Annotated in this window: 19 protein-coding genes; 5 read left to right on the top strand and 14 right to left on the bottom strand. The window is 58.6% G+C overall.

The window, feature by feature from the left end; all coding sequences use genetic code 11:
- Positions 1 to 127: 127 nt before the first annotated feature.
- A complete protein-coding gene (locus ACK4TM_RS11920) occupies positions 128 to 1,471 on the bottom strand; it encodes an NAD(P)/FAD-dependent oxidoreductase (RefSeq protein ID WP_409701616.1) in 1,344 nt (447 codons plus the stop codon).
- A 222-nt stretch (positions 1,472 to 1,693) separates the two neighbouring features.
- On the opposite strand from ACK4TM_RS11920, the gene queC reads away from it, so the two are divergent.
- From queC to queF, 4 genes are read left to right on the top strand one after another with little or no spacing between them, the layout of a single operon-like run.
- On the top strand, positions 1,694 to 2,395 hold the full coding sequence (queC, locus tag ACK4TM_RS11915; RefSeq protein WP_409701614.1) for a 7-cyano-7-deazaguanine synthase QueC: 702 nt from the start codon (positions 1,694 to 1,696) through the stop codon (positions 2,393 to 2,395).
- On the top strand, positions 2,395 to 2,748 hold the full coding sequence (gene queD / locus ACK4TM_RS11910; RefSeq protein WP_409701612.1) for a 6-carboxytetrahydropterin synthase QueD: 354 nt from the start codon (positions 2,395 to 2,397) through the stop codon (positions 2,746 to 2,748). Before queC ends, queD begins: the two co-directional genes overlap by 1 nt.
- Complete coding sequence (gene queE, locus ACK4TM_RS11905; RefSeq protein WP_409701609.1) at positions 2,745 to 3,455, top strand: 7-carboxy-7-deazaguanine synthase QueE; 711 nt, start codon at positions 2,745 to 2,747, stop codon at positions 3,453 to 3,455. Before queD ends, queE begins: the two co-directional genes overlap by 4 nt.
- An 18-nt stretch (positions 3,456 to 3,473) precedes the next feature.
- Positions 3,474 to 3,935: a preQ(1) synthase gene (gene queF, locus ACK4TM_RS11900; protein WP_409701607.1), complete on the top strand. Its 462-nt coding sequence runs from the start codon at positions 3,474 to 3,476 to the stop codon at positions 3,933 to 3,935.
- Positions 3,936 to 4,100: 165 nt separating this feature from the next.
- On the opposite strand, the gene ACK4TM_RS11895 is transcribed toward queF, so the two are convergent.
- The 12 genes from ACK4TM_RS11895 to ACK4TM_RS11840 form a co-directional block, all read right to left on the bottom strand.
- Positions 4,101 to 5,804, bottom strand: a complete 1,704-nt coding sequence (locus tag ACK4TM_RS11895; protein ID WP_409701605.1) for a BCCT family transporter — start codon at positions 5,802 to 5,804, stop codon at positions 4,101 to 4,103.
- Between the two features lie 310 nt (positions 5,805 to 6,114).
- The gene (gene phoB / locus ACK4TM_RS11890; protein WP_409701603.1) at positions 6,115 to 6,804 is read right to left on the bottom strand and encodes a phosphate regulon transcriptional regulator PhoB; all 690 of its coding nucleotides are present in this window, start codon (positions 6,802 to 6,804) and stop codon (positions 6,115 to 6,117) included.
- Positions 6,804 to 7,520, bottom strand: coding sequence for a phosphate signaling complex protein PhoU (phoU, locus tag ACK4TM_RS11885; RefSeq protein WP_409701601.1), 717 nt, complete (start codon positions 7,518 to 7,520; stop codon positions 6,804 to 6,806). The genes phoB and phoU overlap by 1 nt, the downstream gene beginning before the upstream one ends.
- An 11-nt stretch (positions 7,521 to 7,531) precedes the next feature.
- Positions 7,532 to 8,293, bottom strand: a complete 762-nt coding sequence (gene pstB / locus ACK4TM_RS11880) for a phosphate ABC transporter ATP-binding protein PstB (RefSeq protein ID WP_409701599.1) — start codon at positions 8,291 to 8,293, stop codon at positions 7,532 to 7,534.
- A gap of 47 nt (positions 8,294 to 8,340) precedes the next feature.
- On the bottom strand, positions 8,341 to 9,636 hold the full coding sequence (pstA, locus tag ACK4TM_RS11875; protein WP_409701597.1) for a phosphate ABC transporter permease PstA: 1,296 nt from the start codon (positions 9,634 to 9,636) through the stop codon (positions 8,341 to 8,343).
- Between the two features lie 11 nt (positions 9,637 to 9,647).
- Positions 9,648 to 11,024, bottom strand: a complete 1,377-nt coding sequence (pstC, locus tag ACK4TM_RS11870; protein ID WP_409701595.1) for a phosphate ABC transporter permease subunit PstC — start codon at positions 11,022 to 11,024, stop codon at positions 9,648 to 9,650.
- Positions 11,025 to 11,090: 66 nt separating this feature from the next.
- A complete protein-coding gene (locus ACK4TM_RS11865) occupies positions 11,091 to 12,128 on the bottom strand; it encodes a substrate-binding domain-containing protein (RefSeq protein ID WP_409701593.1) in 1,038 nt (345 codons plus the stop codon).
- A gap of 313 nt (positions 12,129 to 12,441) precedes the next feature.
- Positions 12,442 to 12,942, bottom strand: a complete 501-nt coding sequence (locus ACK4TM_RS11860; RefSeq protein WP_409701591.1) for a ferritin-like domain-containing protein — start codon at positions 12,940 to 12,942, stop codon at positions 12,442 to 12,444.
- A gap of 2 nt (positions 12,943 to 12,944) precedes the next feature.
- Positions 12,945 to 13,796, bottom strand: a complete 852-nt coding sequence (locus ACK4TM_RS11855) for an ABC transporter ATP-binding protein (protein WP_409701589.1) — start codon at positions 13,794 to 13,796, stop codon at positions 12,945 to 12,947.
- Positions 13,793 to 14,833, bottom strand: a complete 1,041-nt coding sequence (locus ACK4TM_RS11850) for a FecCD family ABC transporter permease (RefSeq protein WP_409701620.1) — start codon at positions 14,831 to 14,833, stop codon at positions 13,793 to 13,795. The genes ACK4TM_RS11855 and ACK4TM_RS11850 overlap by 4 nt, the downstream gene beginning before the upstream one ends.
- A 2-nt stretch (positions 14,834 to 14,835) precedes the next feature.
- Entirely contained in the window at positions 14,836 to 15,876 is a 1,041-nt protein-coding gene (locus ACK4TM_RS11845; RefSeq protein WP_409701587.1) for a FecCD family ABC transporter permease, read from the bottom strand.
- Entirely contained in the window at positions 15,873 to 16,850 is a 978-nt protein-coding gene (locus ACK4TM_RS11840) for an iron-siderophore ABC transporter substrate-binding protein (protein ID WP_409701618.1), read from the bottom strand. The genes ACK4TM_RS11845 and ACK4TM_RS11840 overlap by 4 nt, the downstream gene beginning before the upstream one ends.
- A 337-nt stretch (positions 16,851 to 17,187) precedes the next feature.
- Here ACK4TM_RS11840 and ACK4TM_RS11835 point away from each other — a divergent pair, with 337 nt between their 5' ends.
- Positions 17,188 to 19,332 carry a TonB-dependent siderophore receptor gene (locus ACK4TM_RS11835; protein ID WP_409701585.1) on the top strand — a complete coding sequence of 715 codons (2,145 nt, stop codon included), beginning with the start codon at positions 17,188 to 17,190 and terminating at the stop codon, positions 19,330 to 19,332.
- Between the two features lie 74 nt (positions 19,333 to 19,406).
- Here the strand turns inward: ACK4TM_RS11835 and ACK4TM_RS11830 are convergent, their stop codons facing one another.
- Positions 19,407 to 20,282: a helix-turn-helix domain-containing protein gene (locus ACK4TM_RS11830; RefSeq protein WP_409701583.1), complete on the bottom strand. Its 876-nt coding sequence runs from the start codon at positions 20,280 to 20,282 to the stop codon at positions 19,407 to 19,409.
- Positions 20,283 to 20,488 lie beyond the last annotated feature (206 nt).

Genomic DNA, 20,488 nt, shown 5'->3' with positions numbered 1-20,488 from the left:
CCGCTTGTCCGGCAAGTGTAGCTCCGACGCCGCGGCGCAGCGGTCCGCAATGAAGTCATCCTACGTTTTGCGGCATCTCACCACAGTGATTGGCGGTCGTGCCAACGGGTCGGCTTTCACCGTTCCCTTACTTTTCGACGCGCTGCTCAGCGGCACGAACGCCGTCCGTAGTCTGATCCGCAGCGCGCTGAGCGGAGCCTTCGCTTTGCAAAGCAGGCCCCTGAGTGATCAGGCGGGCGCTGTGCTGACCTGCCAGATAGGTCCAGAGCCAGCTCCAGGCTACGGCCGTGCGTGATCTCGTTCCGATCAGAAAGAAGATATGGGCAACGCCCCACACCCACCAAGCCAGTCTGCCGCGCAACTTCAGTCGTCCCATATGAACGACAGCGGAATTTTTGCCAATCGTCGCGAGGTTTCCCTGGTGACGATAGCGGAACGGCCCGGACGAAGGTTTGCCGGAAATACGGTTCCGGATGGTCCGCGCCACATATGCGCCCTGCTGCTTGGCCGCCGGGGCAATGCCGGGGACGATGCTGCCATCCGGCGCCTTTACGCTTGCGGTATCGCCGATCACGAATATGTCCCGATGAGCGGCTACAGACAGGTCCGGCCGGACGGGCACGCGCCCGGCCCGGTCGCCCTCTATGCCCAACCAGGTGCTTGCCGGTGAGGCCGCGACCCCTGCCGCCCAGACAGCGGTGCGGCAGGGAATGAACGTCTCACCGACGGTGAGCCCTTCATCAGAGCAGTCAGAGACCGCCGCGCCAAGCAGAAGGTCCACCCCGCGCTGTTCCAAAGCCCGTGCCGCATAGGCTGAGAGTTCCTCAGGGAAAGCGGAAAGGACACGCGGCCCTGCTTCGATCAGCAGGATGCGGGCATCGCGGGTATCGATATTCCGGAACTCTGGCCAGAGGGTGCGTTTGGCAAGCTCGGCGATAATGCCGGCCAGTTCCACGCCGGTCGGTCCCGCACCGATCACGCCAAATGTCAAAAGGGCGCGGCGGGCTTGGGGATCCGGCTCACGTTCTGCCCGTTCGAAAGCCAGCAGCAGACGCCGGCGGATGGTGGTGGCATCCTCCAGGGTTTTCAGACCGGGCGCAAATTCTTCCCATTCATCATGGCCGAAATAGGCATGCCGGGCGCCTGTTGTGATCACCAATGTGTCATACGATACCGTGCTGCCATCCCCAAGCCGCACCAGTCGCGCCGCCGTATCGACACCATCGACACGAGCTAGCAGGGTCGTCACTTCCTTGCGATCACGGAACAGACTGCGGATCGGCCAGGCAATTTCGGACGTCGCCAGGATCGTCGTCGCGACCTGATAAAGTAACGGCTGGAACAGGTGATGGTTGCGCTGATCAATCAGCGTGATACCCGCGTCGGCACCTTTCAGCCCCCGAACCGTCTGTAATCCACCGAAACCCGCGCCGATGACTACCACATGATGATCAAGTTTGCTGCGGGGCATTGGCGGATCCTCCAGGAATCCTCCCCGTGACAAAGGGGAGGCTTAAGCAGAACTTCCCTCATAGGTTTAGAGCAGGAGCTTCAGATGAGAAAGGGGGGTAACTCATTCGGTCGCCCCCCGGCCGTCAACGGCTACAGTCTTGTACTTGGCCTTCTCTGGAAAACGTTCTAAGGACAATGTTCCGGTCGCAGCCTACCCGGATAACAAAACAAGGGTTACAAAATGAAGACTATCGTCATCTGCTCCGGCGGGCTCGATTCTGTTTCACTTGCGCATATGGTCGCGCAGGAACGACAGCTGACCCGCCTTGTGTCATTCGACTACGGACAGCGCCACCGCAAAGAACTGGATTTTGCAGCGCTCTGCGCCCAAAGTCTGGATGTTCCCCATGATATCATTGATCTGCGCGGGATCGGTGCCGCGCTGACAGGTTCTGCCCTGACGGATGATATCGACGTTCCTGACGGGCATTACGCCGAAGAAAGCATGCGGATCACCGTGGTGCCGAACCGCAATGCCATCATGCTGGCCGTGGCTTTTGGTGTGGCCGCCGCGCAGGGGGATCACGCCGTGGCGACGGCGGTGCATGGTGGGGATCATTTTATCTATCCTGATTGCCGCCCCGCCTTTACCGAAGCGTTCGAGATGATGCAGAGGGCAGCGCTTGATGGTTATGCGCATGTGTCGCTTTACACGCCGTTTGTGCATCTGACCAAGGCCGATATCGTCACCGAGGGCGCACGCCATAACACGCCATTTGCGCAAACATGGTCCTGCTACAAAGGTGGGGAGCAGCATTGCGGGCGCTGCGGTACCTGTGTTGAACGGCGCGAAGCGTTTCATCTGTCGGGCATCGTCGACCCCACGCCCTATGCGGACCCCGATTATTGGGTTGCCGCAATTGCGCGGAAGGACGGTCACTGATGTACCGGATCACCAAGGAGTTTCACTTTTCAGCGTCACACCAGCTGTCGCATCTGCCTGATGATCATCAATGCGCACGGCTGCATGGCCATAATTACATCGTCGTTGTGGAATTGCAGTCAGAAACACTGAACAGCGACGGTTTCGTTCGCGATTATGGCGAGTTGAAAGCGCTGAAAACCTACATCGACGACACCTTTGACCACCGCCATCTGAACGACGTGATGGACGCGCCCTCGACGGGGGAAAACATGGCGCGGCATTTTTATGAATGGTGCGTGGCGCGCTGGCCTGAAACCAGCGCCGTCAAGGTCAGCGAGACGCCAAAGACTTGGGCGGAATACCGACCATGAGCCGGTTGCGGATTGCCGAAATATTTGGCCCTACCATTCAGGGCGAAGGGGCGCTGATAGGTGAGCCTACCGTCTTTGTGCGCAGCGGTGGCTGCGATTATCGCTGCGCCTGGTGCGACAGCCTGCATGCGGTGGACACGGCGTATCGGCACACATGGGTGGCGATGCCAACGCAGGCGGTCTGGGAAGAGGTGCAGCGCCTTTCCAAAGGCACCCCCCTGACCGTGTCCCTGTCCGGTGGCAACCCCGCGATCCAGGATTTTGCGCCACTCATCGCGCTTGGTCAGGCGCAAGGCTATCGCTTTGCCTGCGAAACCCAAGGATCGATTGCAAAGCCTTGGTTTGGCGATCTTGATACGCTGGTGCTAAGTCCCAAACCGCCATCCAGCAAGGAAACAGTCGATTGGCAGGCCTTTGATGCATGCCTGCTGGCGGCAACGGGCGCGGGCAAGATCGTGATGAAGATCGTGATCTTCGATGATGCGGATTATGACTGGGCAAGGGCGGCTGCTGATAAATACCCTGATCTGCCGCTCTACCTGCAACCCGGCAATCTGGAGGTCGATCCCGAAGTCGCGGTCGATCCGCAGATCCTGGCCGATAAATTGCTGTGGCTGGTGGATAAAAGCATCAACGATGGCTGGTTTGTGCCGCGGGTCCTGCCGCAACTGCACGTCCTGCTTTGGGGAAACAAGCGCGGGGTCTGACCCGTTCAAGGAGAAGATATGGAAACGATTTATAGCGAGTTGAAACAGCTTGGCGGCAAGAGTGACTTGCCGTCCTCACCCGAAGAGGCGGTTCTTGAACGCGTGGCCAATCCACAAGCAGACGTCGCCTACTGCGTGCGCTTCACCGCCCCGGAATTCACGTCATTATGTCCGATGACGGGCCAGCCGGATTTTGCGCATCTGGTGATCGACTACGTGCCGGGTGCATTTCTGGTGGAGTCCAAATCGCTGAAACTTTTTCTTGGAGCGTTCCGCAACCACGGCGCATTCCACGAGGATTGCACCATCTCGATCGCACGACGATTGGTCGACCTGTTGAACCCGCAATGGCTGCGGATCGGAGGATATTGGTACCCGCGGGGCGGTATCCCGATCGACGTTTTCTGGCAAACCGGATCAATGCCGCACGGCGTATGGATTCCGGATCAGGGTGTCCCGCCCTACCGCGGCAGAGGATAATCGTGGGTGTTCGAAGCATTGTTCCGCCTGCAAGCCCCTCGATTACAAGCTAGCGGAACAAGAGCACCCGGTTGAATTGTGCTTGGTGCGCGAAGCCGACGCGCATATGTCCGAGAAGGCGGCGACACGAGAATGCATCGCCGCCTGATTTCTAGCGCGGGACGCTTACTCCGCCGGCATGCCCAGATCGGGTGCCGGACCGTTGCCCGTAGCACCAGGGATCTTGTCATGGGTAGTTGGTACCCCAACCTTTTCGCGGCGCGTGTCGTTATAGATCGCTTTGAGCAAAGACACCGCCATCAATGCCATGACAATCGAAAACGGCAGCGCGCCGATGACCATCGCTGTCTGGATCGCCGTCGTCCCGCCCGAAATCAGCAGCCCTGCCACTACCATCGCCAGTGCAGCCCCCCAGAACAGGATATGTGGGCGTGACTTTGGCCCTTCATCACCGGCTGCATTGATGGTGTTGACGATCAGCACGGCAGAATCTGCCGAGGTCACCAAAAAGGTCAGCAGCAATACAACGATCAGCAATGCCATTCCCCAGGACAGCCATGTCGAAATCGGTGCCAGCATGAATTCGGTCATCGCAAAAATCTTGTCACCGTTCGGGGCATCAAAAATAACCCCGTTCGCACCGCCGTTCAGTTCCAGATCAATCGCAGTGCCACCGGCCCAAGCAAACCAGACAAAGCACATCAGCGCAGGAACGATCAGCGCACCCAATACGAATTCACGTACCGTGCGTCCGCGCGAAATGCGCGCCAGAAACAGGCCGACGAAAGGCGCGAATGCAATCCACCATGCCCAATAGAACACGGGCCACCAGCCCTGCCATTGCGCCAGCAAAAACGCCTCTGACCCTTCGACACCGTCGGACCGGAAGACATTCAGGCTCATCTCGGGCAGCGCGATAACATATTGCCAAAGCCCGACAAACATCGCGTTAAGGCCAAACCAGGTTGCGCCAAAGATGATCAGGAAGCTCAGCAATACGATCGACAACACCATGTTGATATTGGACAGCCATTTGATCCCTTTCCCCACACCGGACAGCGCGGAAAGGGTCGATAGCCCCATGATCACAAGTAACGCGATGATGATACCTGACGTGGTTGCCGCACCATCTGCATCAGCCAGACCGATGATGCCGATCCTGGTCAGGCCTGCAACAAACTGGTCCACGCCAAATCCCAGCGTCTGTGCGACACCGAGGATGGTCGCCACCACCGCCACAATATCGACGACATGCCCCAACGTCCCGGCTAGCCGCTGGCCGAACAACGGCGTCAGACCGGAACGGATCGTCAGCGGCAGCCCACGGCGATAACTGAAATAGGCCAATGACAGGCCGCAGATGGCGTAGCAGGCCCATGCGCTGAAACCCCAGTGAAGAAACGACCACTTGAAGGCCATGCCAACATTATCAACCCCACCGCCAGTGGTGATCCCCATGATCGTCTCTGGATTAGTGCCAAAATGGGACACCGGTTCAGCCACGGCCCAGGTAAGCATGCCGACGCCGATCCCCGCGCCGAACATCATCGAGAACCACGAAAAATTGCTGAACTCAGGCTTTTCGCCTTCAAGTCCGAGGTTCAGCCGTCCGGCGGCAGGCCAGACGGCCAACACGAAGCAGACAACGATGAAAAATGCGACCACCCAGATATACCATGCAGCAAAATTCTGTAGTATCAGCCCATTCAACCCGTTCAGGATTGCCCCTGATTGTATTGGCCAGAATATGGCCCAAACGACGATAATAGAAATAATGATCTTTGCGGGCACCGTCACCGCCGTCGCAAACCCGTTATAAAACCCACCCGTTGTCGTGTTGATATCCAGTTCCGTAAGCGGAGGACTCATTCTTTTTTGATCTGCCACCCTGTGCTCCTTTACGCGTGTTAATTCGAACTTTTACGCGAGAATTCAAAATCAGGCCAGCTTTTCGTTCTTGGAAAGATTCTTAGAGACCAGCGCGATCACCGGCGCATGGTCGGGTTGTATAGCGGGACCTGCTAAGCCGCTTTTACTAAATATCTAGAATGCACCTCCTTCGCAAAACGACATCAGAATTACCGGTTCCGACCGGTTAGGTCGCACCTGCTGGTATTCTCTTGCCGGTCAGTGTTTTTCGAAAGTTGATTGCGAAGGAAACCGAAGCGCGTTTCCCGTCCTAACCCAGCGCATATCCTGCGCCGCGGACGGTACGGATCAGGTCGTCACCGCCGTGGCTGCCCAAGACCTTGCGCAATCGCCCGACGTGGACGTCTACCGTGCGCGTATCAACGTAGATATCGCGCCCCCAGACCCTGTCCAGAAGCTGGTCACGGCTCCAGACGCGGCCGGGCTTTTCCATGAACGTGGTCAGCAGGCGAAATTCGGTCGGGCCGAGTCGCAGTTCATGTTCGCCGCGAAACACCTTGTGGGTTTCGGAATCCAGCAGAATATCGCCGTAGACCAGCCTTTCACCCATCGTCGACGGCCGCGACCGGCGCAGGTGCGCCTTGACCCGTGCCAGTAATTCGATGATCGAATAAGGTTTGGAGATGTAGTCATCGGCACCGGTTTCCAGACCACGGACCTTGTCCACCTCTTCGGACCGGGCCGAGAGCATGATCACCGGCGTCATGCGAAAGGCTGGGCGGCTTTTGATCTGGCGGCAGATTTCGATCCCGGAGGTGCCGGGCAGCATCCAGTCGAGCAGGATCAGATCGGGCTGCTCTTCCTCGATCAACAGCAATGCCTCGTTCCCGTCGGCGGCCTTTATCACGCGGAAGCCTTCGCTTTCAAGATTATAGGCCAGCACCTCGCGTTGTGCGGGTTCGTCTTCGACCACAAGAACGGATGGTTGTAATTCGACCATCACGAGGTACTTTCCTGCAAATCGCGCGCGGTTTCGTCGTGCTTTGGGCGTTCATCCTCGGGCAGCTTGCCGGTGACGGCATAGATCGTCTGCTCGGCGATCCCGGTGGCATGGTCGCCGATCCGCTCGATGTTCTTGGCGATGAAATGCAGATGCATGCCTACGGCGATGTTGCTGTGGTCTTCCATCATATGCGTCAGGAAGGACCGGAACAGCGTGTTGTATATCTGATCAGCCTCGATATCGCGGTCGATGATTTCCTGCGCCTTGATCACGTCGCGCTGGATAAATGCGTCGAGCGCATCATTGATCATGCTTTCAACAAAGGCGGACATGCGGGCAAGATCGGGCAGAGTGCCGGTGATGGCGCTGACGCCGGCCATCGCCTTGGTCCGTTTGGCAATGTTCTTGGCGTAATCGCCGCAGCGTTCAAGGTGCGAGCTGATTTCCATCACGGAAAGCACCAGACGCAGATCCCTTGCGGTGGGTGCGCGCAGGGCGAGCAGGCGGGCGGCATCGCCTTTGACCATCAGGTCGAGTTCGTCGATGACGCCGTCACCTTTGCGCACCTGTTCAGCCAGCTCTGCATCACGGGTTTTCAGCGCGCGGGCGGCATCGCTGAGCGCCTGTTCCACCAGACCACCCATTTTCATCACGGTGGCTTGAATGCTTTCAAGGTCGCGGTCGAACGAGGCGACGATATGTTGATCGTTCATAGCTTTGATCCTTATCCGATCCGGCCGGTGATATAGCTTTCGGTGCGCGGGTCCTGTGGGTTGGTGAAAATCTGGTCGGTGTCGTTGAATTCGACCAGATTGCCCAGATGGAAGAACGCAGTTTTCTGGCTGACCCGTGCGGCCTGCTGCATCGAGTGCGTGACGATCACGACCGAAAATTCCTGACGCAATTCGTCGATCAGTTCCTCGATCTGGGCAGTCGCGATCGGGTCAAGCGCCGAACAGGGTTCGTCCATCAGCAACACTTCGGGGGCGGTCGCAACCGCACGGGCGATGCAAAGGCGCTGTTGCTGACCACCTGACAGGCCCGTACCGGGGGCGTCGAGGCGGTCTTTCACTTCGTTCCAGAGAGCGCCGCGACGCAGCGATTTTTCAACGATGACGTCCAAATCGGCCTTGGTCCGGGCCAGCCCGTGTATTTTCGGGCCATAGGCGACGTTGTCATAGATCGATTTGGGGAAGGGGTTAGGTTTCTGGAACACCATCCCGACTTTGGCGCGCAATTGCACTGGATCGACGCGAGGGTCATAGATATCCTGTCCATCCATCGTGATGCTACCCTGCACGCGACATATATCAATCGTGTCGTTCATCCGGTTCAGACAGCGCAGAAAGGTGGATTTACCGCATCCAGAAGGGCCGATAAAGGCGGTGACGGTCTTGTCGCCGATTTCGACATCCACGTCTTTAATGGCATGGGTATCGCCATAAAAGACCTGCACGCCTTTGGCCGCGATTTTCGTGTCATTCATTTCCGAAGTTCTTTCAACTCGTCTCAGGTCATCCATGGTGTAGTCCTTTACCAGCGGCGTTCAAATTTGCTGCGCAGATAGATGGCGATCCCGTTCATGAAAATCAGGAAAGTCAGCAATACCAGAATGGCAGCAGAGGTCCGGCTGACAAAGCCGCGTTCGGGGCTGTCGGCCCAGATAAAGATCTGGGTAGGCAGGGCGGTCGCCGCCTCGAACGGCGTGGACGCCGCCGAGGTGATAAAGGCGTTCATCCCGATCAGCAGCAGCGGGGCCGTTTCGCCCAAAGCCTGTGCCAGACCGATGATCGTGCCAGTCAGGATGCCAGGCATCGCGAGCGGCAGCACATGCTGGAACACCACCTGTTGTTTCGATGCACCCACGCCCAAAGCCGCCTCGCGGATAGAAGGAGGCACGGCCTTGAGCGCGGCACGGGTCGCGATGATGATCGTCGGCATCGTCATCAGGGCCAGCGTCAGACCGCCGACAAAGGGCGCGGATCGCGGCATGCCCAGATAATTCAGGAAAACCGCCAGCGCCAGTAGACCGAAGACCACCGACGGCACCGCAGCAAGGTTGTTGATATTCACCTCGATAAAGTCGGACACTTTGTTCTTGGGGGCGAATTCTTCCAGATAGATCGCAGCACCGATCCCGGTGGGAAAGGCGATGACAAAGCAGGTCAGCAAGGCCCAGAACGACCCGACCAGCGCGCCGCGCAGACCGGCCAGTTCGGGAAAGCGGGAATCTGCATTGGTGATCAGTGAAAAGTTCAACGGCTTGCTGATCGCGCCGTCGGCGATCAATTCATCAAGCCAAGCCACCCCCTGATCATCCACGCGACGACGAGCCTCTGGCGTGTCGCGGCTGATGGCACCTTTGTGTAACTGGTCATAGGCGTCCGATACCGGTACCTTGATGCTGATCGTCTGACCGATCAGCGACGGGTCGGCGACGACACGGTCGCGCAGATAGAACTGCGCCCCGTTCGAGATGATGTTGCGCACCGCGCGCCGTTCGGATGCTTCATCGGCACTGGGCAATTTGGCGATCAGCGCATTGGTTACGACATCCTGAAAATTGCCGCGCGGCAGATTTTCGACCTGTATCTCGGACGGATCAACATAGACATCCAGTGTGACATGCGTCTGGACGAACGCGGTGTGGCCCGTGCGGATCAGCGATGAAAACAGCAGGAACATGACGGCAAAGGCGATGAAGATCGCGACCAGACCGAAACCTTGCAGGATCAGGTCCTTGCGCTTGCGGCGGGCGATAGCCGGCGACCGTTCGATCAGCGAAATCCGGCGTGGGGCGGGCGTGCCCGTAGTGGTGGTGTCAGCCATTTATCAATGCCTCAATCATAGATTTCGCGGTATTTGCGGACGATCCGCAAGGCCAGCACGTTGATGCCAAGCGTGATGATGAAGAGCATCATCCCTAGCGCAAAGGCCGACAGCGTCTTGGGGTTGTCAAAAGCCGTGTCGCCGATCAGCAGTGTGACGATCTGCACCGTGACAGCCGTGACAGAATCCAGCGGGTTGATCGTCATCCGCGCGATCAGACCGGCGGCCATCACCACGATCATGGTTTCCCCGATCGCGCGGCTGACGGCCAGCAATACGCCCCCGACGATGCCGGGGATCGCAGCCGGGAACAGCACGTTGAGCATGGTTTCCGACCGGGTCGCCCCCAGCGCCAGCGCACCGTCACGCAGGCTTTGCGGGACAGCCGACAGCGCGTCGTCGGCAAAGGATGAAATGAACGGGATCAACATGATCCCCATAACGCTACCCGCAGCAAGAGCCGTGTTAGACGCAACATCAATCCCGAGCGAGGCACCCGTGGCACGCAGCCAGGGTGCCACGACCAGAATGGCAAAAAAGCCGTAAACTACAGTCGGCACACCGGCGAGGATTTCAAGGAACGGCTTAACCACCGACCGGACGCGGCGGGACGCGAATTCGTTCAGATAGATCGCGGTCATCAGCCCGACAGGGATGGCGACGGTAAGGGCCACCGTCGCAATGACCAGCGTGCCAAGGAAGACCGGGACGGCACCAAAGGCACCTTCGGCAGCGATCTGATCGGCGCGGATCGGGATCTGCGGTTCCCAGTTCAGACCGAACAGGAATTCGGTGACCGGCACCATGGAAAAGAATTTGCTGGTTTCATAGACCAGCGCGAAAACGATGGCGACGGTCACGAAGACCGCAAAGACAGCGCAAAAGCCCATCAGGCGCAGCACGATACCTTCTGACCCCTGACGCGCACGAAATTCCGGGGTCACCGTGCGGCGGGCAAAGGCGATCAATGCGATGACCGCGATGGTGACAACGACGACCAGCGCAACATCTGCGGTGCGCTCATATCCGACCAGCCGTTCGGCGGCTTCAATCTTCCATGGTTCGGGGGTGCCGAAGACGCGGCCGCCGGCGAGCGAGTTGATCTCGGCCATGATCAGCTGGATCGCACCGGTGCCAAGGCCGTCGAAGGTGCCTTCGGGCAGGCTGGCGGCGACCAGACGCTGGATCAGCGGATCTGCAAGGGCGATCCAAGCGAGAATGAGAACGAAAACCGGCACAAGGACGACCAGTGCCGAAAACATGCCGTGGAACCCGACCAAGGAGTGCAGCGGTGCGCCCCCGTCACGCATGGCCTGCGCGGCCCTGATGTTGATCACATAGCCGATGGCGGCCGCGACAAACAGGATGATGAAAGCGAGCAGGATCATTCAACTGGCCAATCTATTGAAAGAAACCTGCCCCGCGGTTGTCGCGGGGCAGGCTGTTATTTAGACTTACTGCTTGGCAGGCATGTTTTCGCCGGCGATCACGGCAGCCTGCGTGGCTGCGCGCACATCGTCAACCAAGGGTACCATGCCACGCTCGGACAGGTAGCCACCGGGTGCCAGCGCATCTTCGGACATGTATTCTTCGATGAATTCCTGCAGGTTCGGGATCACACCGCGATGTGCGTTCTTGATGTAGAAATACAAGGGACGCGCAACAGGGTAGGTTCGGTCAGCAACGGTTTCAAAGCTGGGTTCGACACCGTTCAGCGCAACACCGTCCAGCGTGTCCAGGTTTTCGTACACGTAGGAGTAACCGAAGATGCCCAGAGCGTTCGCGTCAGACTGCAGACGCTGGACGATCAGATTGTCGTTTTCACCGGCTTCAATGAATGGACCGTCTGTGCGCATGCGCGAACAGTTTTCGTTGACCCAGTCGCCGTCAAAGCCGCCGTCAGCGACATAATCCAGCTCTTCGCAGCCAGCGTGCATCGCAAGTTCGACCCAGGCGTCGCGTGTGCCGGATGTGGGTGGGGGGCCAATGACGACGATTTCAACGTCGGGCAGGCTTGCATCGATTTCAGACCAGCGGGAATAAGGGTTTGCAACCCATTCGCCGTCGACAGGCACCATTGCTGCCAGTGCCTGGTACATCTGGCCCAGCGTCAGATCCCAGTCATGGGTGGTGGTGTTGCTGACGGCCATGGACAGGCCGTCATAGCCGATCAGCGCTTCGGTGATGTCGGTGACGCCGTTCTGAACGCAGAGTTCATACTCGCCGGCCGTCATTGCGCGTGAGGCGCCGGTCAGGTCAGCATGGGCTTCGCCAATGCCGCCGCAGAAAATCTGCATGCCGCCGCCGGTGCCGGTGGATTCAACGATCGGCGAAGGCGCGCCGGTGTTGTTGGCGAATTGTTCGGCAACAGCCTGTGTGTAGGGGAACACGGTGGACGAGCCGACAACGCGGACTTCGTCGCGCGCGGTCGCTGCAGTGGCGGAGACAGCGGCAAGCGCCAGTGCCGACACGGAAAGTTTGGTGAAAGTCATGATAACTCCTGAACATCATTCTGGGCCGTGCAAGCCGACCTCGGGGTCTGCTTAATTTCGCTTCATGATGCTTTTGCAAAAGTTATATGACAGTTTTATGACAATCAGGCTCCGGCGCGAAATCTCTTACGTTAATGCCGCATAATTCGCGATTTCAGGGGCAGCGCACATGTGAGACGCGCTATGTCCATCCGTGCGCGATTTCATCAAGCGGCAACGACCACCGGGCGTTATCGGATAGATGAGATGCGCAGTGCGTTTTCAAAAGAATGGATGGCGCAGCCAGAGCCGCGCCATCCCGAAACGCTGCCGATCAGGCAGCTTCGCCCTTCGCTTTGGCATTCACCACTTTCTCTGCCAGATTGGTCAGAATTTCGTCTGTGGCGGATTCTTCCTGCAACGTCTGTTCCAGCAATTTGGCAGCCTCCGTCAGCCCCAGCTGCTGTGCCCATGTCCGCAGCGTGCCATAGCGCGCTATTTCGTAGTGCTCCACGGCCTGTGCTGCGGCGAGCAATCCGGCATCCAAGGCCGGGCTATCCTTGAACTCGTCCATGATTTCGCGCGCTTCGGCAATAATGCCTTCGATCGCGTCGCAGGTCTTGCCGCGGGGCTGCTTGCCAATGGCATCGAACACATCCGACAGGCGTTCATACTGCGCCTGCGTTTCCTGTTCATGCGTCTCGAACGCAGATTTCAGATCGGGATCGTTTGCCGCGCGCGCCATCTTGCGCAGGGCAGAGCCGATCTTGCGCTCGGCATAATAGATGTCTTTGAGGGTTTCGTGAAACAACGTTTCAAGCGTTTGTTGAGCCATAGTCATTCTCCTTGCATTGACCACGCTGTAACTGGCTTCTGAAGGCTTTGTTCCGTGATTGTCGGTGCGAGACGGTGCCGCCCGAGGGGCAGCATCATCGGCTGACCAGAGGTGGGGTCAGTCATCACGCGGCACTGCACGCCAAAGACCTTTTCGATCACTGTTTCGGTCAGAACGCTTGCCGGCGGTCCAGCAGCGTGAACTTTGCCCTGCATAAGTGCCACAAGGTGATCGGCATATCTGGCCGCCAAGTTCAGATCGTGCAGGACCATGACGATGGTCGTACCGCGGCTGCGGTTGAGATCAACCAGCAGATCCAGCACCTCGATCTGATGCGCGACGTCAAGAAACGTCGTCGGTTCGTCGAGCAGCAGAATATCGGTCTCTTGCGCGAGGGCCATGGCGATCCAGACCCGCTGCCGCTGGCCACCGGACAATGCGTCGACATCACGCTCTGCCAGATCGGCAGTCTGCGTCACTGCGAGCGCGGAAGCGACAGCCAGATCGTCGGCCTGCGTCCAGCGCGACAGCAATCCCTGGTGCGGGTGGCGTCCGTGACTGACGAGGTCCGCCACCGTAATCCCGTCCGGCGCGGTCGGCGATTGCGGCAACAGGCCAAGAATGCGTGCCAGTTCACGTGTCGGCATGTCCTGCACGGCACGGCCGTCAAGAACGACATGACCCGCCGATGGGCGCAGCAGACGGGCCAGACAGCGCAGCAGCGTGGACTTGCCACAGGCGTTGGCGCCGACGATCGCGGTGATGGCACCGGAGGGCACTGTCAGATCAAGATTATCAAGAATCATGCGCGGCCCATATCCCGCCCGGAGTGCGTTTGCGGTCAATAGGGTCATTGTTCACTTTCGATTCGGTTTGACCGGATAATCAGGAAAATAAGATAAGGCGCGCCCAGCGCGCCCGTGACGACACCGACAGGATAGCGCCCGATCAGAAGGTGTTGCCCCACATAATCCCCCACCAGCATCAGCAGCGCCCCGATCAGTGCCGCCGGGATCAACGGTGACCGCCCCTGCCCCGCGATCCTTTTCGCAATCGGTCCCGACAGAAAAGCGACAAAGGCCACCGGCCCGGCAACGGCGGTCGCCACCGCGATCAGCCCCACCGCAGACATCACTGCGACCACCTTTTCGCGCGCGAGAGGCACACCCAATGCCGCTGCGGTGTCATCACCCAGTCTCATCGCTTCGATATTGTCGCGCCGTGCCAGCAGAATACCGCCGAAAATTATCAGCGACAGCGCGACCGGTACCGCCTGTTCCAAGGTGGCACCATTGACGCTGCCCGTGAGCCAGCGCATGGCGTCCTGCAGGGTCCAGGCCGGGGCACGCGAAAGGACATAGGCAATCATGCTGTCCAGCATCGCTGAAATTCCGATCCCGATCAGGATCAGCCTTGCGCCTGCCACGCCATCACGCCAGGCCAGTAGGTAGATCAGCAGCGCAACCATAAGCCCTGCAATGACTGCCGTGACTGACACAGCCGGACCGCTCCAGCCCAGCACGACGATGGCAAAGACCGCTGCGGCGCTGGCTCCGGCGCTGATACCGATGATATCTGGGCTGGCGAGCGGGTTCTTCAGCAGCGTCTGAAAAATCACGCCACCCAAGCCAAAGCTCATCCCGGTCAGGATCGCAAGGATCGCGCGCGGCAGCCGCAGTTCGCGCACCACGAAACCGGTGCCTGGAACATCGTATCCGGCTAAAACCTGCAACAGGTCCATAGGCGCGGTCATGGAAGGACCGGTGATCAACGTCAGGCCGATGCCGATCACCAGCAAGCCGACCATGACAACGCCGCGGCGTAGCCGGCCCTTATGCCGCCTCCGGCGCAACGCCGCGACCCATGCGGCTGTGTGAGTGTCCTCAAGCATGCTCACAGATCACGAATCCTGCGTTTGCGGACAATCCAGATGAAAACCGGCGCGCCGATAAAGGCAGTCACGATGCCGACATCCATCTCTGTTGGGCGGGCGATCAGCCTTCCTGCCACATCGGCAACAATCAAAAGCACCCCGCCGGTCAGGGCGGAAAAAGGCAAAAGCCACCGGTGGTCCACCCCGACCAAGAGGCGGCACAGATGTGGCACAACCAGCCCGACAAACCCGATCGGCCCACAGATCGCTGTTGTGGCTCCGCACAGCAGCACAGCCCCCAGTGCCGCGGTCCCACGCGCCCAAGCAACGCGCGCACCCAGCCCCGCGGCCGCATCATCGCCCAGCGCAAGCAGGTTCAGACTGCGTGCGGACAGCAGGCAAAGGACCAGCCCTACGATCAGAAATGGCAGGCACGGCAGGATCGCGTCAAAACTGGCCCCACCGATCCCGCCGATCTGCCAGGACCGAACCCCACCCGCAATATCATTGCGCGGCAGGATTATCGCCACCGTGAAGGAAGCTGCGGCGATCGAGGTTGCAGCCCCCGCCAACGCAAGTTTCAGCGGCGTCGCGCCGCCGCGACCCAGCGATCCGATGGCGTAGACAAAACAGGCCGCCAGCCCAGCCCCAAGGATCGCCGTCCAAAGAAACGCGGTGAGCGTTTCCATACCGAACCAGGCGATCCCGATAACCACGGCCATGGCCGCACCTGCGTTCACGCCAAGAATGCCGGGGTCGGCCAAGGGGTTGCGGGTGATACCCTGCATCACGGCCCCGGCCAGACCAAGTGCTGCACCTGCAAGGATGGCAAGCACGGTGCGTGGCACGCGCACTGCAACCACCGCTTGGGCCATCGTCTCCTTATTGCCGCCCAGGCCCGAGACGATATCTGCCCAATCAACATGACGCGTGCCAAAACTGACCGACAAGATGCAGGCGCAAATCAGGATCAGCAGCACCACCAGCAACCACGTGATCCGCCCACCCCGCGACGACCGCAGGGTGCCAAGCGTCATTGCCGTGGGCCCGGCGAACGTCATTCCGCCTTGCGCGCCGCATCCGCCAGAAGTGCAACATAATCTTCGAGCACCCAAGGGATCGACAGCGGTGTCGGATTTGCAGCCGTGCCGACGGGATCATTGCCCAGCAAAACAACTGCCTCGTTCGCGACCGTTTTCAGCCGTGATGTCAGTGGGTTTGCCCGGATCGCGTCGAACAGCGCAGATCCGCCGTAGGTCACGATGATGTCGAGGTCAGAAAAGATGTCGATATTCTCGGCGCTCATCTCACCCGAGTAGCGACCCGGAACAGTTGCCTCCAGCACGCTCTGCGGTGAGCGCAGCCCCAGATCTTCGAGGAACCCGACACGCGTGTCATTCGCGGAATAAAACCGGATCACGCTGAGGTCGCGGGCATCGAGGTGCGTGACGAACATCGCAGTTTTTCCCGCGATTTCTGGATAGCGGGAGGTGACGTCCGTAATTTGGTTTTCGATCCTTGTGATCAGGTCTTCGCCTTCCGACGCCATGCCGAGGCCCGCTGCGTTGAGGCGGATCATCTCGCGCCAGACGGTCGACCAAGGTCCATCGCGAAATGCGATGACAGGCGCGATCCTGCTCAGGGTCGCATAGTCGGATTCTGTCAGTCCGGAATATGCGGCTAGAATGATGTCAGGCCGGGTTGCGGCGACCCCCTCAAAATCGATTCCGTCGCCTTCGTCAAACAGTGGCGGAACATCTGCCCCCAGTTCATCCAGCCGCTTTGAAACCCAAGGCAGAACCCCGTCCCCGTCATCGTCCCCAAAGTTCGCGCGGGCAAAGCCCACCGGCACGATACCAAGCGCCAGAGGCACTTCGTGATTGGCCCAGGCGACGGTTGCGACCCTGATCGGCCGCGTCTCGATCACTGTCTCTCCGAAAGCGTGGGATACCGTGACCGGAAAATCCTGAGCCGTGCCCTGCGTCGCGGCGCCGATCTCAAAGATTATGGTCACCGCTGCTATTATCGCCTTCATATGTGCAAGCATGGGAAAACGGCCTCCAAGCCGAAGCATATAGTTGATTATTTTAGTCGCCTTTCCATCTCGACAACAGCGCGTCAAGCGGGGCTTCGCAGTCAATTATCCTAAACCTGACTGTTTTTAACAGGATTACAGAGAATCCGACAAAAACAGTCAGTTTATACAATACACATTCCCGCGATCCTGCATTACCTGCCGAACAAGCAGCGGCCTGCAAACCGAGTCCCGGTGGCGCGCCGCTAGCAGAAAGCGCCGAGGGATCGCAGGCAAAGGTCTGACCCAAAGCTGCAAGCAAGCTGTCGCAGCGCGGTGGCACGCCAGCATTATTGTCATGAAAAAACCTTGGAGCCACGTCATGGTGTCAACCACCAAAGCAAACAGCCTTTTTCAACATCGGGCGGCCCGGTCCTGCGCGGCGCTTCTGGGATGCACAGCGCTTGTCGCCATCCCGCTGACCGTTTCCGCACAAGAAGACCCTGAGTCCGGGTATTACCGACTGGGCACGATCTTCGTGGATATGGCCGCCGCTGCAGACGACGATGCTAACTCGACTGTCGCGAAGGAACTCTGGACCGGAGGTAAAGTTGCAACGAGTGTCCTGGATACACCCGCCTCTGTCTCTGTCATCACACAGCAGGAAATCCAGCAACGTAATGCCACCAAGGTGGAAGATGTGCTGGAATACACGCCGGGCATCGTGACCGATTACTACGGAACCGATGATCGGAATGATTACTATCTCGTGCGTGGTTTTCAGGCCTCGACCTACCGGGACGGGCTGACCCTTGGCTCTATGCGCGGTGTCCGCGAAGAACCTTATGCTTTTGAGCGGGTCGAGGTGATGAGGGGCGGCAACTCGACCTTGTTCGGCACGTCTGACCCCGGTGGGACAGTCAATTTCGTCACCAAGACGGCAAAGTTCGAGCGGTTTGGTCAGGCCTATGGCGCTTATGGCTCTCACAATCACACCGAACTCGGTTTCGATTTTGGGGATGTCCTGAACAATGATGGCAATATCGCCTATCGCCTTGTAGGCAAGGTCCAAGATGCCGCACTGGAATATGCCGATTCACAGGATGACGAACAGTTCTTTCTCGGCTCTGTTGCCTGGGCCCCCACGGACTACACCGAGCTGACGTTCACGCTCGACTACCTCAAACGCGACGGCACACCCAACAGCGGGGGTTACCCGCTCGACCGGGAATATGACCGCAGCGAGTTCTTCGGCGAACCGGGCTTCAACGATCATGATGTCGAACGCCTAACCATTTCCACCGGCCTCCGGCATGAGTTTGAGAACGGACTGAGGTTGAGAGCCAACCTGCGTTACAGTGATTTGACCGATGATTTTGCTTATGTCTACCTGTCCGACAATGCCGCACGGGAGGGGACGTTGGTCGACCGGTTCTATTTCGGTTCCGACAGCACGGCGGAAGAGTTGATCGGCAACGTCATCCTGCAATATGATACCAGCTTCGGGTCGATCGACAGCAGCACGCTTGCCGGATTTGAATTCCGGGAGGCTTCGACGACAAGTTCGTCGATTTACGGGCTTCACACGCCAATCGACGTCAGTGATCCTACCTATTCCGGCCCCCCCACCGGATTGACGCCTTACAGCGTCCAAGCGAATGAATATGCGACCCAGTCGGTCTTCGTGCAACAGAACCTGTCGTTTTCGGATAGGGTCATCGCGACCGCCGGTGTGCGGCATGACTGGCTGGATATCGAGAACACCGACCGGCTTACGGGGACCACGACGCAGGCCGATTTCTCGGAAACCTCCTACAGGGGTGCATTGACCTACAAGATCAGTGACGAGCTGTCTACCTATGCAAGCTATGTCCAATCGGTTGCCCCGCCATCCATCGGCACTGAGCCTGAACGCGGCGAGCAGTATGAAGTGGGGATCAAATATCAACCAGAAAACATCAACGGGCTTTTCACCGCCTCGGTCTATGATCTGACCAAAATGAACATGGTCGTGCCAGTCGTGCTGCCAAGCGGTGTGATCGAACGCCAGACGATCGGCGAGTCCCGGGTCCGAGGTTTCGAGGCCGAAGCCAAGGTGGAGCTGGACGAAGGCCTGACGCTGATCGGCGGCTACAGTTACCAGCAATCCGAGTATGTCCGTGGCAATGTGCGTGGCACTGACGTGAGCGGCAACGAATTCGCGACGGTGCCCAACCATATCGCATCGCTCTGGTTGAACTACGATCTGCCAACTAGCGCGGTAACTGTCGGATTAGGTGCCCGGCATATTGGTCCCTATTACTACAATGCCTATAATGATAATGGAAAGAGCCCGGCGCAGACCTATTTCGACGCATCGGTGTCCTACGACTTTACCGAGCAGACGGAGCTGACGGTTCAGGTCAGCAATCTTCTGGACGAACAATATGTCGTCGGCAGCGCAACTGCCAATTATTACAACAACGGCAGGACGATCACCGCGGCGCTGCGCCACAGCTGGTGATCGCGGTCATGCCCATCCAGTTCGTTTGGCCAGGCATGACCATCACGGGCAGCGTCCGTCCAATGAAGCTTTGATCAGCCGCCTAGTCGATTACGGCGCCAGCTTGCCGGTGTTTCACCGACAAGCTGGCGAAACGCCTTTGTCAGATGGGCCTGATCTGAAAACCCCAGGCGGTCCGCAATATCTGCAACGCTCAGTTCGGATGAAGACAAGAGATCCCGCGCCTGATCGACGCGTTTTTGAAGCTGCCACTGACTGGGCGTCATGCCCGTCGTGTTCTTGAACACCAGCGAGAACCAGCTTTCCGAAAGGTTCACCGCTGCGGCCATCTGCGCAATGCTCAGACGCCGTCCACCGCCAGCCTGGAACCGCGATGTGACCTTGCGCATCTGCGCGGCCGTCAGGCGGGCATTTTCCATAGCCGGGTTCGGCTGCCCCACGTCAAGAATTCCCGATATCAGACAAATGCCAAGACTTTCGGCAAAGATATCGTGGCGGCTCGGATTGCATATTTCGTCAACTAGCAACCGGGCCAACGGCTCGATATCCGAGATGTCGTTACGCTCTGCCGGTTTCATCAATATCTGTATCGCCGCCGATCTTGGTAGCGCGCTGGACAGGAACTGAACAGCCCAAGCATAATCCATATGGATATCGACATGAGCGAATTTCAGTGGCTTCGAAAACCGGGTCCTGAGCTGTAGGCCTGCCGGAACAAAAATGGCCCGGGCCAATTTGCGCGTTTCATCCCCAGCCGTTGCGGAAATCGAGCTCATGTCGTCAAAAAAGATGCTGAGCCTTGGATTGGCAGAGACATACTGTCCCGTTGCCCCTTGGTCGCCCGTGGCCTCCCAATAAGCGATCAGGACATTGTCAAACTGACGCCACCGTACCGGCGCGACGCAATGCAGATTTTCAGTGAGGCCCGAGAATTCGTGGTTGTAGCCCATGACGCTCAGGTTCCGAAGGCAAACGATAAAGTTGTCTGTGTTTCGATACCCTACCTACCAATCGTGACCGGATCAAGACTGTCAGGTTCTCAGGCGCCGAACACCGGATAGCATCGGATTCATGGCGACCAGCGTCGTCCTGTTCGCCATTGCTTTCAGTTCCCCAAAGGAATGCGTCCATCACACGGAGATGTCAGCTTTCACCT

This window comes from Yoonia sp. (assembly GCF_046292185.1).
Lineage (GTDB): Bacteria > Pseudomonadota > Alphaproteobacteria > Rhodobacterales > Rhodobacteraceae > Yoonia.
This window is presented reverse-complemented; position numbering and strand designations above follow the sequence as displayed.